We start from the raw sequence: 13,636 nt of genomic DNA, 5'->3' as shown, positions 1-13,636 counted from the left end.
CCGTGCCCCGGACGGTTGACGGTGGGACGGCCCGAGGGGCTGCGACAATTCCGGGGGATACGGGGAGGTGGCAGGGCAGTGGTGGAGCAGCTGACGCAGTACGACCCGAGGCGGATCGGACCCTTTGAGGTCCTCGGACGGCTCGGCTCCGGAGGCATGGGCCTGGTCTATCTCGCCCGCTCGGCGTCCGGCCGACGCGTGGCGATCAAGACGGTGCGTGCCGAACTCGCCGAGGACCAGCTGTTCCGGGTGCGCTTCACCCGCGAGGTGGAGGCGGCACGGGCGGTCAGCGGGTTCTACACGGCGGCGGTGGTCGACGCCGACCCGCGGGCGGCGGTGCCCTGGCTGGCCACCGCCTACGTACCGGCGCCCTCGCTCGAGGAGATAGTCAACGAATCCGGGCCGCTGCCCGCCCAGGCGGTGCGCTGGCTGGCCGCCGGTGTGGCCGAGGCGCTGCAGTCCATTCACGGCGCGGGCCTCGTCCACCGCGACCTGAAGCCGTCGAACGTCCTGGTCGTCGAGGACGGTCCACGCGTGATCGACTTCGGGATCGCCTCCGGGGTGTCCAATACGCGGCTGACGATGACGAATGTCGCCGTCGGCACGCCCGCGTACATGTCGCCCGAGCAGGCGCGCGACTCGCGCAGCGTGACAGGGGCGAGCGACGTCTTCTCGCTCGGCTCGACCCTCGTCTTCGCCGCGACCGGGCATGCGCCGTTCCACGGCGGCAACCCCGTCGAGACCGTCTTCATGCTGCTGCGTGAGGGTCCCGATCTGTCCGGGCTGCCCGACGAGCTGCGGCCGCTCATCGAGTCGTGCATGCGGATGGAGGCCGACCAGCGGCCCAGCCCGGAAGAGCTGCAGACGCAGCTCGCGCCGCACCTGTTCGCCGCCGGCGGTGACGACAGCGGTACGGCGTCGGCGTGGCTGCCCGCCAACGCGGTCGCCGTCATCGAGCAGCGCAGCGGCCGGCGCGCGTCGGCTGCCGCTGCCGCCGCTGCCATGGCTGCGCCCGCGGCACCGCCGATGCCCACGCAGCCGCCGCCCGTGCCGGATGAGCGCGGGCCCGTGCAGATGGCCGGGTCGGTGCCGATCGGGCCGGGTCCGAGGGCCGCGGACGGCAAGGACCCGCGCGGCGCCCAGGCCGCCGCTGCCGCGCCCGGCGTCGCCTGGACCGCCCGCGGCCGCGGCGCGCCGGCCGAGTACGGCCCCGCGCAGCAGCAACCGCCCCAGCAACAGCCGCCGCAGCCCCGGCAGCGCCCGCCCGCGGAGCCGGCCCACCAGGTCCAGCAGGCCCAGCTGGCCCAGTCGGCTCCGGCCACCCAGCATGCCGACGTGGCGGGCGCCGGCGCGGACGCACGCTGGCGGCCGTGGCGCTTCCGCATGTCCAACGACGTCTGGGGCACGCCCGTCGTCCACGTGGGCCGGCTGTATGTCACGTCGTTCGAGGTGCATGCGCTCGACGTGGCGTCCGGGCAGCGGCAGTTCAAGACCCGCGACGTGGCGTGGACGATGACCGTCGCCGACGGCCGCATCCACGCCTCCGACGGCCCGGGCCTGTACGCGCTCGACGCGGCCGACGGCGCCGACCACTGGCGCGTCGCCGTCGACGGGTGGGTGTACGCACTGCAGGTGGCCGACGGAGCCGTCGTGACCGGAACCCGCGGCGGAGGCGTTCAGACCTGGGACGCGGCCACCGGCGAACTGCGCTGGGAACGAACCGGCGCGCAGGCCGACTTCGAGACCCCTGAGTCCGGTCCCGCCCTGATCGACGGCACGGTCTACTTCCGTGGTGGCGGCCGCCTGTACGCCGTCGACGCGCACACGGGCGCCGAGCGGTGGGCGTACCCGCTGGGCGAGGGCGAGGCGATGGGCAGCGTCCCGGTCCCTCCGGTGCCGGGCGCCGACGGCTGCGTGTACGTCACAGCGGGCAGCCGCGTGCTGGCGCTCGACGCGGCGACCGGCTCCGAGCGCTGGCGCTTCGACGCGCCCGCCGTGATCTTCGGTCCGCCCGCGCATGCGGCGGGCGGGGTGTACACGTGCGACTACCTGGGGACGGTGTACGCGCTCGACTCGCTCTCGGGCGTGGAGCGCTGGCGGGTGGCCACCGAGGCGCGGCAGTCCGTAGAACCGGTGGTCGTCACGGGCGGCCTGGTGCATCTGGGCAGCGGAGCCGCCCTGTACACGCTGGACGCGGCTGCCGGCACACCGAAGTGGCGCTTCGCGGCCCAGGGCGACATCGTCGGCTCGCCGGTGGTGGCCGACGGGCGGGTGCACTTCGGCTCGACCGACCACTGCCTCTACACCCTCGATGCGGTCACCGGGCAGTTGCGCTGGAAGCTGGAGACGGGCGGCGAGATCACCGGATCGCCGGTGGTCCGGGACGGGGTCGTGTACGCGTGCAGCAAGGACCGCTGCGTGTACGCGCTGGACGCGGCCAAAGGCACGGGAGGGTCGGCGCGCCGGCCGTGAGCCGGGCGTGACTCAGGTCTGAGTCAGGCCTGAGTCAGGCGCGCCGGTCGCAGCTCAACGTCGGCTCAGCGCACGCGGAACTCACGCCCCCGGTCGGCGAACAGCTCCGCCTGCCGGGCGGGCGCCGCGTTGCCCAACGCGATCAGGTGGGGCGCGTAGGCCAGTGCCTGCGCCCGTGCCGCCTCGCGCGCGGACCACACCGCCCGTACCGTGCCCTGCACGGCCTCCGTCGGGCAGGCGGCGATCACGGAGGCCGCGCGCAGCGCCGCGTCCAGCAGCTCAGGACCCGGCACCACCTCGGAGACCAGCCCGGTCTCGTAGGCGCGCCGCGCGCCGACCCGTTCCGCCGTGCCCATCAGCGCCATGCGCATCACCTCGCCGTACGGCATGCGCTGCGCCATGCCGATGGACTCGTACGCGCTCACCATCCCGTACGTCGTATGCGGGTCGAAGAAGGTGGCGTGCTCGGCGGCGATGATGAACTCGCACTCCCCGAGCAGGTAGAAGGCTCCGCCGCACGCCATTCCGTTGACCGCGGCGATCACCGGCTTCCACAGGTCGGCGGATTTCGGTCCGATGGCGATCAACGGGTCGTCGATCGCGTACGGGGAGGGCGGCTGCGGCACATCGGCCGATCTGTCAAGGCCGGTGCAGAACGCCTTGTCGCCCGAGCCGGTGAGGACGATGACGCGGACCTCGTCCGACATCCGGAACCTCCGCCAGACGGCGGTGAGTTCACCGGCGGTGGCCGGGTCGATCGCGCCGAGCCGCTCGGGGCGGCCCAGCCTGACCACCGCGATGCCGTCCTTCCCCCGCACATCGACGTCCACCCCGGTCGTCACGGCCGCTCCAGCAGCCAGCGCGGCACGGTGACGCCGTCCGCACTGCCCATGCGGTGAAAGCAGACCTTCACCGCGGCGCCGATGCGCAACCGCGCCCGATCGACCGAGTCGAGCGGCGCGTCGGGGCGCGCGACCAGATTGCCGACGAGCCGGATGCCCGGCGCCTCGGCGAGCTCGACGACGATCGCGTTGTACGGGGCCTGTTCCGCGTATGCGGGCAGCAGCGGCGGATGTGCGATCACGAACGACCAGATCCGGCCGCGTCCGGACATCCTGCGCCACTCGCTCTCGAACGACCGGCAGTACGGGCAGCAGGGCCGTGGTGGGAAGCGCAGCCGTTTGCACCCGGAGCACGCCTGGATACGCAGCTCACCGCGTGCGGCGTACTCCCAGAAGGGCGCGCCGTCGTCGTCCGTGACGGGGGTCAGCAACGTCGCAGTCGCAGCAGCAGTCATCTCAACTCCTCAGCAGCAGAGCGGAGGTGGGCACGCCCTCACCCGCGGTGACCAGGCAGGTCGCGGCGTCCGGCACCTGCGCGGTGGAGGTGCCGCGCAGCTGCTTGACGCCCTCGGTGATCAGGTTGAAGCCGTGGACGTAGGCCTCTGAGAGCCCCCCGCCGGAGGTGTTGAGCGGCAGCCGTCCGCCCAGCTCCAGCGCGCCGCCCTCGGTGAACGCCGCGCCCTCGCCGCGCCCGCAGAAGCCGTAGCCTTCGAGGGAGAGCGGGATCAGCGGGGTGAAGGCGTCGTAGATCTGCGCGACGTCGATATCCTGCGGTCCGAAGTCGGCGGTCTTCCACAGGTGGCGGGCCGCGGTCCAGGCCGGCCCCGACAGCGGGTCGTCGGCCCAGTAGTTGACCATGCCGTGGTGCTGCGCGGGCAGCCCCTGCGCGGTGGCGTGGACGTAGACGGGGCGGCGCCGGCAGTCGCGTGCACGTTCCGCCGAGGTGATCACGCAGGCCAGCGCGCCGTCCGTCTCGAGGCAGTTGTCGAAGAGGCAGAGCGGCTCGCTGATCCAGCGGGCGGTCATGTACATCTCGCGGGTGAGCGGGCGCTCGTACATCATCGCCGCCGGGTTCTGGTTGGCCCGGTTGCGGCAGGCGAGCGCGACATTGAAGAAGTGGTCGCGGGTGGCGCCGTATTCGTGCATGTAGCGGCGGGCGAGCATGCCGATCTCGTCGGTGGGGCGGAGCAGCCCGAACGGCCTGGTCCACTGCGCGGGGGTCGGCAGCTGCACTTGCGTGTCGGTCCAGGGGCGCTTGCCGGAGCCGCGTTTGCGGGAGCGCCACGCGACGCCGACGCTCGCCTGGCCGGTGGCGATCGCGGCCGCGAGGTGGCCGACGGTCGCGCACGAGCCTCCGCCCCCGTACCCGACCTTGGAGAAGAAGGTGACGTCACCTGCGCCGATCGACTTGGCGATCTCGACCTCGTCGGTCTCCTCCATGGTGTAGGAGGCGAAGGCGTCGACTTCCGATGCGTCGATGCCGGCGTCGTCGAGTGCGGCCAGGATCGCCCGGCAGGCGAGGGTCTTCTCCGGCTCGTCGAGTCGTTTTGCGAACGGAGTCTGGCCTATGCCGACGATCGCGGTAGCGTCCTTGACCAATGCCCCCACCGCCCACCTCCATGGCGCTTCATCATTGCTGACAGCGCGTCAGGCTACCGCTAATCTGACAGATAGTCAGCTATCTGGGCGGAGGCGGCGGAGGCGGGACCATGCGTGGTGACCTGGAGTTCGGGACCATCCCCCGGCTGGTACGGGAGGCTGCGCGGCGGTACGGGATGCGCGAGGCTGTCGTCGACGGCCGTACCCGGATCAGCTACGCCGAGCTCGGCGAGCGCGTCGAGCGCGCGGCGGCGGCCTGCATCGCCGCGGGGCTGCAGAGTGGTGACCGGGTCGCCGTCTGGGCGCCCAACACCCTCGACTGGGTGGTGGCCGCGCTGGGCGCGGTGTCGGCCGGGGGCGTCCTGGTACCCCTCAACACCCGCATCAAGGGGGCCGAGGCGGCCTATGTGCTGCAGCGGACGCGGGCCGCCATGCTCTTCGTGACCGGCACCTTCCTGGGCACGTCGTACGTCGCGTCGCTGCGGCGCGCGGCGGGAACGGACAGCGGGAGAGGCGTCGGGAGGGGCAGCGGACCGGGCCCGTTGCCGGGGCTCCCGCATCTGCGCGAGGTGGTGGTGCTCGCCGACGATGCCCCGGAGGACTTCCGCTCCTGGACGGAGTTCCTTAGCAGCGGACAGCGGGTGTCGCCGGACGTGGTACGCGAACGGGCGGACGCCGTACGCCCGTCGGTGCCCTCCGACATCACCTTCACCTCCGGCACCACGGGCCATCCCAAGGGCGCGGTCATCAGCCATGAGCAGACGTTGCGCGTCTACGGAGTGTGGAGCGAACTGGCCGGGCTCACGGAGGGCGACCGTTATCTGATCGTCAACCCCTTCTTTCACACCTTCGGCTACAAGGCCGGCATCATCGCCTGCCTGATGCGCGGGGCCACGATGGTCCCGCAACCGGTCTTCAATGTGGAGACGGCGCTCGCCAACATCGCGGCAGAGCGCATCAGCGTGCTGCCGGGCCCGCCGACGCTGCACCAGTCGATCCTCGACCACCCGTCGCGTGGAGCCCATGACCTGTCGGCCCTGCGTCTGGTGGTGACCGGAGCGTCGGTCGTCCCCCTCGAACTCGTCGAACGCCTCCGCACCGAGCTGAAGATCGCCACGGTGCTCACGGCGTACGGCCTGACGGAGGCGTCCGGCACGGTGACGATGTGCCGCAGCGGTGACCCCGCCGAGGCCATCGCGACGACGAGCGGCCGTGCGATCCCGGACACGCAGGTACGGATCGCGGAGTCGGGCGAGGTGCTGGTGCGCGGCTATCACGTGATGTCGGGGTACTTCGAGGAGCCGGAGGAGACCGCGAAGGCGATCGATGCCGACGGCTGGCTGCACACGGGCGACGTCGGGAAGCTGGACGCCGACGGCAATCTGCGCATCACCGACCGCATCAAGGACGTGTTCATCGTCGGGGGTTTCAATGCCTACCCGGCGGAGATAGAACGGATCCTCGCCGCCCACCCCGACGTGCTCGACGCGGCGGTGATCGGCGTCCCGGACGCGCGTCTCGGCGAGGTCGCCAAGGCGTACGTGGTCCGCCGCGCGGATGCCGCGCTCACCGCGGACGACCTGATCGCGTGGTCCCGCCGTGAGATGGCCAACTACAAGGTGCCGCGCACGGTGGAGTTCGTACGGGAACTCCCGCGCAACGCGAGCGGCAAGGTGCTCAAGCGCGAGCTGAGGTCACGCGGGACTGCCGACCGGCAGCCTTAGTGTGCGCCGGGCATGAGGATGGGGTGGCGGCGACCCCCCTGTCCGCCGCCACCCCGGCTGATGGGCGCGGGGCGGTTCAGCCGCCGCCCCAGTTGGCCGGCCGCACCGTGGTCGGCTGTGAGGCGGTCGGGCTGTCCGCGCTCGCGTTCGTCACGGGCAGTATCAGCACCGCCAAGGCTGCGACGAGGCCGACCGCCACGACGGCGGCCCTGTGCATCGCAGTCATGTCTGCTCCATTCCCCTGATGGGCGATTGATCGTCGATCGCCATGAAAACGCCGGCCACGGCGCCCCCTCCACGCCATGGCCGGCTCTGAGTGGTCCCCCGTACCCCCGTTGCCCTCAACGGGCGGATCCGATCAGCCGCCTGCCCAGTTGTCGGGCTTGACGATCGGCCTCTCGACCTGCGGCAGGAGCTCGTCCTCCTCCTCGCCACCAACCAGCGGCCGCTGCTCGGGAGCCTTCGGCTCCTCGAACTCCCCCGAACCGATGCCCGAGCCGAGGTTCCGGCGTGGGCCCGGACCCGTTCCTGTGTTTGGAAGGTCTGTGGCCATTGGATTCTCCCGTTGGGTGTTGTGTGGTGGTGGCTTGACGCCCGCCTGGTGGCGACCCCCGTGCGTCACCAGGCGGGCAGCTGTTGACGTGATGGAATCGTGGCAGCGAGAGATAAGCAACCGATAAACGCATGCGCTGACGTTGCTGACCTGGATTTATACAGCAACGGTTGGTGCCGACGGGTCGCTCAGCAGGCTTCGGACCGCGTCGGCTTCCGGCGAGTCCAGAGCGGCGTAGATGGTCAGCGCGTCGTGCCAGCAGGCTTGTGCCCGGTCAGATTGGCCGATTCCCGTCAGGGCATGGCCGAGAACAATCAGTACTTCGGCCTTGCGCAACTCGCTTGCGTTGTCGTTCAGAAGCACGAGCGCCTGATCGGCGTGTGCTGCTGCCTGCCGGTGCCTCCCCACCGTGAGGTGGGCATCTGCCATGCGGAAGAGCGTCAGGCCCTCCCACAGATGTTGCCGTGCCCCGCGGAACTCGGTCAGGGCCTCGGAGAGGTGGGCCAGGGCCTCTTCGGTGCGGTCGGCGGCGGTCAGGGCAACCGCCAACTGGTACTGACACGTGGCACGGCGGAATCCCGTGATGTCGAGATCGTGATAGAGAGCCAGCCCTTCCTCGGCAGCGGCTACCGCCACTTCGACGTCGCCGAGTTCGATACGGGCGCGGGAGAGGTTGCCGAGCACGGCCGCTTCACCGTTGTGGTTCCCGTCTTCGCGGAAGGCTTCCAGCGCGTGCTGGTAGTACGCCACCGCCTCCTCGTAGCGGCTCTGGTCCCGGGCGATCAGTCCCCGGAGGTTCGGCGCGTAGCTGCAGGTGAGCGGATCCTCCACGGACAGGCCCAGCAGGTGGGCGCGCCGCGCTTCGGCATCAGCCTCCTCCAGGCGCCCACGAGTCCAGTTGAGCAGCCTGCCGAGCAGCACCCGTGCACGCCCTTCGACGAGCGGCTCGCCGCGGACCGCTGCCGCCTCGATCAATGCCAGCAGCGCCAGCTCGTACTGGCGAACGTGGATGCCGGATTCCATCAGATTCTGGGAGGCAAAGAGCAGATCGATTGCTCGCCGCAGCGGTGCGACGCGTCCGTTCGTCGCTGTTTGCTGCACGGCTGCCAGCATGCACGCCGCTTCGGCGAAGAGCCACTCCAAGCCGCCTGCTTGAGTGTCGAACGTCAGCCCCGCATGTGTCGTGCGCGCCATATGGTCCAGCGCTCGGTCCCCGGGATTCTCCAGCTCGTACAGGGAGACCGCCGACGCCAGGTAGAAGTCCAGCAGCCGCGAGAGCGCCGCCTCACGGCTTTCGCGTGTCTCGTCGCGTGCGGCGCACTCGCGCGCGTACAGGCGCAGCAGGTCGTGGAAGCGGTAGCGGGCGGGCGCCGCCGATTCCAGGAGGCTGATGTCGACCAGTGCCTCCAGCAGCGACTCCGCCTCGTAAGGGTCCATGCCGAGGACGGCGGCTGCCGCGTCCAGGGAAAAGTCGGGCCCGTCGGGCAGTGACAACAGACGAAAGGCACGGGCCTGTTCAGGGGCAAGTTGGCCGTAGCCCAGCTCGAACGTGGCCTTGACCGCCAGGTCACCCGCCTTGAGCTCGTCCAGCCGGCGGCGCTCGTCGCTCAGTTTGCGGGCGAGGAAGGAGACCGTCCATGTGCGGCGGGTGGCCAGCCGCGAGGCGGCGATGCGGATGGCGAGCGGGAGGAATCCGCAGGCGGCGACGGTATCGAGGGCGGCCTGACGTTCCGCGAGCACCCGCTCCCTGCCGACGATCTTGGTGAAGAGCTGGAGCGCCTCCTCGGGGCTCATCACGTCGAGGTCGACCAGGTGGGCGCCGGCCAGGCCGACCATGCGCACCCGGCTGGTGATCAGGGCGGCGCTGCCGGGCGTGCCCGGCAGCAGCGGGCGGACCTGGGCGGCGTCGCGTGCGTTGTCCAAGAGGGCGAGGACGCGCCGGCCGTCGAGCACGGAGCGGTAGAGCGCCGCGCGGTCCTCCAGGCCGTCGGGTATCGCCGAGTCCGGGGTGCCGAGCGCCCGCAGGAAGGAGGCGAGGACGGACTCGGGCTCGGCCGGGCGTGCGTCCTGGCCCTGCAGGTCGACGTACAACTGGCCGTCGGGGAAGGCGTCCCGGGCGGCGTGCGCGACGTGCACGGCGAGCGTCGTCTTGCCGACGCCGCCGATGCCGGCCACCGCGGACAGGGCCATGACGCCGCTGCGCGCGTCGGCGAGCTCCTCGACGAGCTCCGTGACGAATGCTGCGCGTCCGGTGAAGTCGCTAACGGCAGCAGGGAGTTGGGCGGGACGGACGGGCGCCGGGGCGGGCGCCGCCGCCCCCGTGTTCGCAGGCGCTGCGAGCTCCGGATCCGCCTCCAGGATGCGCTGGTGCATCTCGGCGAGCTCGGCGCACGGATCGACGCCGAGTTCGTCGGCGAGCAGCCGCCTGGTGTCGGCGTAGACGCCGAGCGCTTCTGCCTGCCGTCCGCCGCGGTAGAGGGCGAGCATCAGCAGCACGCGCAGCCGCTCGCGCAGCGGGTGCTCCGCGGACAGGGCGGTCAGTTCGGAGACGGCGTCGCCGTGGCCGCCGAGGTCGAGGTCCAGCGCGAACCTGGCTTCGAGCAGCGACAGCCGCCACTCGGCGAGCCGGGTGCGCTGGGTGTCGGCGTATGGTCCGGGCAGCCCGGCGAGCGGTTCGCCGTCCCACAGCTCCAGCGCGGCGATGAGCAGCTCGCGCGCCCGGGCGAAGTCGCCCGCCGCGCGCGCCTTGTCGGCCTCGACCGCATACCGCTCGGCGCTGTCGGAGTCGAGCGAGCCGGGCGCGATGCGCAGGGCGTAGCCGCCGGATTCGGAGACGAGCGTCTCGGCGCCGAGGATCTTGCGCAGCCGGAAGGCGTAGGTGCGCAGGGCGGCGAGCGCGCTGTCCGGGGGCTCCTCGCCCCACAGCGCGTCGATGAGCTCGTCGGCGGTCGCGGTGCGGCCGCCGCGCAGCAGGAGTGCGGCGAGCAGGGCACGCTGCTGGGGCGAGCCCGCAGGCAGCGGCTCGTCGCCGCGCCATGCCCGTACCGGGCCGAGCAGCGCGAAGCGCAGTGCCGGCGCCGTTCCGCCATCCATGGTGGACTCCCATTCCGCACGGGGCGCGATGGCCGTATATCGATCGTTCATCGCCCGCCGGGACCATCTCCGGGTGTGGTGTGTACAGCCGCGTGACGGCCAGTTTGCCTTGTCGTGCCGGGCCAGGTCACGTCCTCATGGATGGTTGTGCGCCAATCAATGGAGAATGTGCGGAATTTGGCATTCCGACTGTGTGGCCAGTGGGGAAGAGGAGTGACGGACCTGTCATGTGCCCAAGGGGCGTCGGGAGGGGGTCCCCCCGTGGAGCAGGGGGAGGGTCCCCCCGCGGTGCAGGGGGAGGACGGGATCCGGTGCGCGCGGGGATGAAGCCGATGAGTGCGGCCCTGATGCCGGGCCGGATGCTGCGCAGGCGTGCGGCGGAGGTACCCGGAGCGGTGCCGTACGGTGCGCTGCCCGGGGTGCCGCTCGCGCAGACCGCATCCTGCTGCTACGCCGAACTCGACCGTCGGGCACGGGCGGTGGCCGCCCGGCTCGGTGGTGCGCTGCCGCCGGGCAGCCGCGTGCTGCTCGCCTACCGCCAGGGGCCGGACCTGGCGGGCGCGCTCTACGGCTGTCTGTACGCCGGGATGGTCGCTGTGCCGTACCTGCTGGCAGGCGCGCAGGCGGGCGGGGTCGCGGTCGCCGTCGAACGGGTGGCTCCGGCAGCGGTGCTGACCTCGGCCGACGGCTGGTCGCCGTTGCCGGTGAACCGGGACCGCGTCCCGGTGCTCGAAGCGGACGGCGAGATGGTCGGCGGCCGCTCGGTCTGGAAACTCGCCGAGTGGTGGCGGCCGGTGGGGGTGCTGCGGGACGCGGACGCGTACCGGCGCTTCGTGCCGGGTGCCCCCGGCGACCGGATGGGCGGCCGCCTCGAGCCCGCGTTCACCCACGGGGATCTACTCGGCGTCCTGCGGGAGTTGGCGGATGCGTCGCGGCTCGGCGCGGGCGAGGAGGAGCTGGGCTGGATCGCGTCGGTCCAGGGGGTCGACGACGCGGTGTGGCGGCTGCTGCTCCCGGTCCACGAGGGCCGCGGGGTCCGGGTGTCGGCCCGGCCACCGGAACCCTGGGCGTAAGCGCGCGTCCCACGGGACGTATGCGGTCGGCGCAAGTGCGCGGCTCACACTTACTGACGATCCGTCAGATCCGGCGTAGCGTATCCGTATGGAACCCTTCCCGGAGATCATCTCGGTGGATGACCACACGGTCGAGCCGCCCGACGTCTGGCGGGACAGGCTCCCGTCCGCCTACCACGACACCGCCCCCCGCATCGTCCGCGCACCGCTGAAGGAGATGACCTTCGTCGGCGGGAAGTTCGCCCCGCGCATGGGCGCGCCCGGAGACGACGGGCCTATCGCCGACTGGTGGGTGTACGAGGACCTGCACCGACCCCTCACCAGGCTGGATACCGCCGTCGGCTACAGCCGTGACGAGGTGCGCCTCGAAGCCATCACCTATGAGCAGATGCGCCCGGGCTCGCACTCCGTGCCCGAGCGGCTCGCCGACATGGACGTCAACCACGTCCAGTCCGCCCTCTGCTTCCCCACCTTCCCTCGCTTCTGCGGACAGACCTTCACCGAGGCCAAGGACCACGACCTCGCGCTGCTCTGCCTGCGCGCCTACAACGACTGGATGGTCGAGGAGTGGTGCGGCCCGCAGGCGCACGGCCGGCTCATACCCCTCACCCTGATCCCGCTGTGGGACGCCGAGCTCGCCGCCGCCGAGGTGCGCCGCAACGCCGAACGCGGCGTGCGCGCCGTCTGCTTCAGCGAGATCCCGCCCCACCTCGGACTGCCGTCCATCCATACCGACGCCTGGGACCCGTTCCTGCGCGCCTGCGCCGAGACCGGCACCGTCATCGCCATGCACATCGGCTCCTCCAGCCGGATGCCGTCCACCTCCGCCGACGCACCGCCCGCCGTCGGCTCCACCATCACCTTCGCCAACTGTTGCTTCTCGATGGTCGACTGGCTGATGTCCGGCAAGTTCGACCGTTTTCCCGAGCTGAAGATCATGTATGCCGAGGGGCAGATCGGCTGGATTCCCTACATCCTGGAGCGCGCCGACGTGGTCTGGGAGGAGAACCGCGGCTGGGGCGGTGTCGCGGACAAGGTGCTCCGCCCGCCGTCCGAGCTGTTCGCCGACCACGTCTACGGCTGCTTCTTCGACGACGCCCACGGCCTGCGCAACCTCGACGCGATCGGCGTCGGCAACGTGCTCTACGAGACCGACTACCCGCACTCCGACTCCACCTGGCCGAAGTCCCGTGAGGTCGGCGAGGCGCAGATGGCGCACTTGCCGGCGAACGCCGTCGAGCGCATCGTGCGCGGCAACGCCATCGAGCTGCTGGGGCTCACCCCCGAGGGGCTGTGGCCCGGCCGAGGATGAGGAGGCGGCGCAGATGCGGATTCTGCCGGAGGGACGGCTGGTCTACGGGATGCAGCTGCCCGTACAGTCGCTGAGCACGATCTACGCCGAGCCGTGGGAGACCGAGGCCGCTCCCGCCGATCTGCTTCGGGTGGCCCGCGCGGCCGACCGGCTCGGGTTCTTCTACGTCGCATGCTGCGACCATGTCGCCATCCCGCGACGGCTCTCGGACGCGATGAGCACCACGTGGTACGACCCGGTCGCCACCCTGGCCTACATTGCGGCGGCCACCAGCAGGGTGCGGCTGCTGAGCCATGTGGCGGTGGCGGGGCTGCGCCATCCGCTGCTCACCGCCAAGCAGTACGCGACGCTCGACCACCTCAGTGGAGGCCGGCTGATCCTCGGTGTCGGCGCAGGGCATGTCCGGGAGGAGTTTGCCGTGCTCGGAGCCGACTTCGAGCGGCGCGGCGCCGTGCTCGACGAGACCATCGACGCGCTGCGGGCGGCGCTGGGACCGGAGGAGTTCCCGGAGTTCGCAGGGGACCGTTTCGCCTTCCACGACCTGGGGCAACGGCCGCGGCCGGCACAGTCGTCGGGGCCGCCGGTCTGGGTGGGCGGCTCGTCGCCCGCCGCGGTGCGCCGCGCGGCCGAGCGCGGCGACGGCTGGCTGCCGCAGGGCGATCCGCGCGAGCAGCTGCCGCGGCAGATCGGCAGGCTGCAAACGCTGCGCGGCGACGGCCCCACGCTCGACATCGGCGCGATCGCCGAACCGCTGTACGTGGGGGAGCCCTCCTGGCCGGTAGGGCGCCGCACGCTCACCGGCAAGGGCGAGGCGATCGCCGCCTCCCTGCGCGAGTACGCGGCGATGGGCGTCGGCCAGATCCAGGTCCGCTTCCGCAGCCGTGACCTCGGCGAACTGATCGACCAGATGGAGGCGTTCGCCTCCGACGTGGCCCCGCACCTGGACTGAAGGCTCTACCGAAGGAGTG

11 protein-coding genes are annotated in these 13,636 nt (G+C 71.6%); 5 read left to right on the top strand and 6 right to left on the bottom strand.

Annotated elements, in window-relative coordinates:
• Positions 1–81: 81 nt before the first annotated feature.
• Complete coding sequence (afsK, locus tag NGB36_RS08745) at positions 82–2,472, top strand: serine/threonine-protein kinase (RefSeq protein ID WP_255919576.1); 2,391 nt, start codon at positions 82–84, stop codon at positions 2,470–2,472.
• A gap of 65 nt (positions 2,473–2,537) precedes the next feature.
• Here the strand turns inward: afsK and NGB36_RS08740 are convergent, their stop codons facing one another.
• Genes NGB36_RS08740 through NGB36_RS08730 form a run of 3 tightly spaced genes read right to left on the bottom strand, consistent with a single transcriptional unit; the run spans position 2,538 to position 4,922 of the window.
• Positions 2,538–3,314 (bottom strand): enoyl-CoA hydratase/isomerase family protein, encoded by a 777-nt coding sequence (locus tag NGB36_RS08740; protein WP_255919575.1) that lies wholly within the window; start codon positions 3,312–3,314, stop codon positions 2,538–2,540.
• The gene (locus NGB36_RS08735) at positions 3,311–3,769 is read right to left on the bottom strand and encodes a Zn-ribbon domain-containing OB-fold protein (RefSeq protein ID WP_255919574.1); all 459 of its coding nucleotides are present in this window, start codon (positions 3,767–3,769) and stop codon (positions 3,311–3,313) included. Before NGB36_RS08735 ends, NGB36_RS08740 begins: the two co-directional genes overlap by 4 nt.
• A gap of 1 nt (position 3,770) precedes the next feature.
• Positions 3,771–4,922 (bottom strand): lipid-transfer protein, encoded by a 1,152-nt coding sequence (locus NGB36_RS08730; protein WP_255919573.1) that lies wholly within the window; start codon positions 4,920–4,922, stop codon positions 3,771–3,773.
• 101 nt (positions 4,923–5,023) lie between these two features.
• Here NGB36_RS08730 and NGB36_RS08725 point away from each other — a divergent pair, with 101 nt between their 5' ends.
• Positions 5,024–6,637, top strand: coding sequence for a FadD3 family acyl-CoA ligase (locus NGB36_RS08725; protein WP_255919572.1), 1,614 nt, complete (start codon positions 5,024–5,026; stop codon positions 6,635–6,637).
• 76 nt (positions 6,638–6,713) lie between these two features.
• On the opposite strand, the gene NGB36_RS08720 is transcribed toward NGB36_RS08725, so the two are convergent.
• The 3 genes from NGB36_RS08720 to afsR all read right to left on the bottom strand — a co-directional run bounded on the left by NGB36_RS08720 (position 6,714) and on the right by afsR (position 10,283).
• Positions 6,714–6,863 (bottom strand): hypothetical protein, encoded by a 150-nt coding sequence (locus NGB36_RS08720; RefSeq protein WP_255919571.1) that lies wholly within the window; start codon positions 6,861–6,863, stop codon positions 6,714–6,716.
• A 132-nt stretch (positions 6,864–6,995) separates the two neighbouring features.
• Entirely contained in the window at positions 6,996–7,190 is a 195-nt protein-coding gene (locus NGB36_RS08715) for a hypothetical protein (protein ID WP_255919570.1), read from the bottom strand.
• A gap of 156 nt (positions 7,191–7,346) precedes the next feature.
• Positions 7,347–10,283: an SARP-family global regulator AfsR gene (gene afsR / locus NGB36_RS08710; protein WP_255919569.1), complete on the bottom strand. Its 2,937-nt coding sequence runs from the start codon at positions 10,281–10,283 to the stop codon at positions 7,347–7,349.
• 332 nt (positions 10,284–10,615) lie between these two features.
• Between afsR and NGB36_RS08705 the strand changes: the two genes are divergently transcribed.
• The 3 genes from NGB36_RS08705 to NGB36_RS08695 all read left to right on the top strand — a co-directional run bounded on the left by NGB36_RS08705 (position 10,616) and on the right by NGB36_RS08695 (position 13,617).
• Positions 10,616–11,356 carry an AMP-binding protein gene (locus tag NGB36_RS08705; protein WP_255919568.1) on the top strand — a complete coding sequence of 247 codons (741 nt, stop codon included), beginning with the start codon at positions 10,616–10,618 and terminating at the stop codon, positions 11,354–11,356.
• 88 nt (positions 11,357–11,444) lie between these two features.
• Positions 11,445–12,668 (top strand): amidohydrolase family protein, encoded by a 1,224-nt coding sequence (locus tag NGB36_RS08700; RefSeq protein ID WP_255919567.1) that lies wholly within the window; start codon positions 11,445–11,447, stop codon positions 12,666–12,668.
• A gap of 13 nt (positions 12,669–12,681) precedes the next feature.
• Positions 12,682–13,617, top strand: coding sequence for a TIGR03619 family F420-dependent LLM class oxidoreductase (locus NGB36_RS08695; protein WP_255919566.1), 936 nt, complete (start codon positions 12,682–12,684; stop codon positions 13,615–13,617).
• Positions 13,618–13,636 lie beyond the last annotated feature (19 nt).

This window comes from Streptomyces humicola (assembly GCF_024436035.1).
Classification (GTDB): domain Bacteria; phylum Actinomycetota; class Actinomycetes; order Streptomycetales; family Streptomycetaceae; genus Streptantibioticus_B; species Streptantibioticus_B humicola.
Note: the sequence above shows the minus strand (reverse complement) of the source record. Positions and strands in the feature narration are given on the sequence as shown.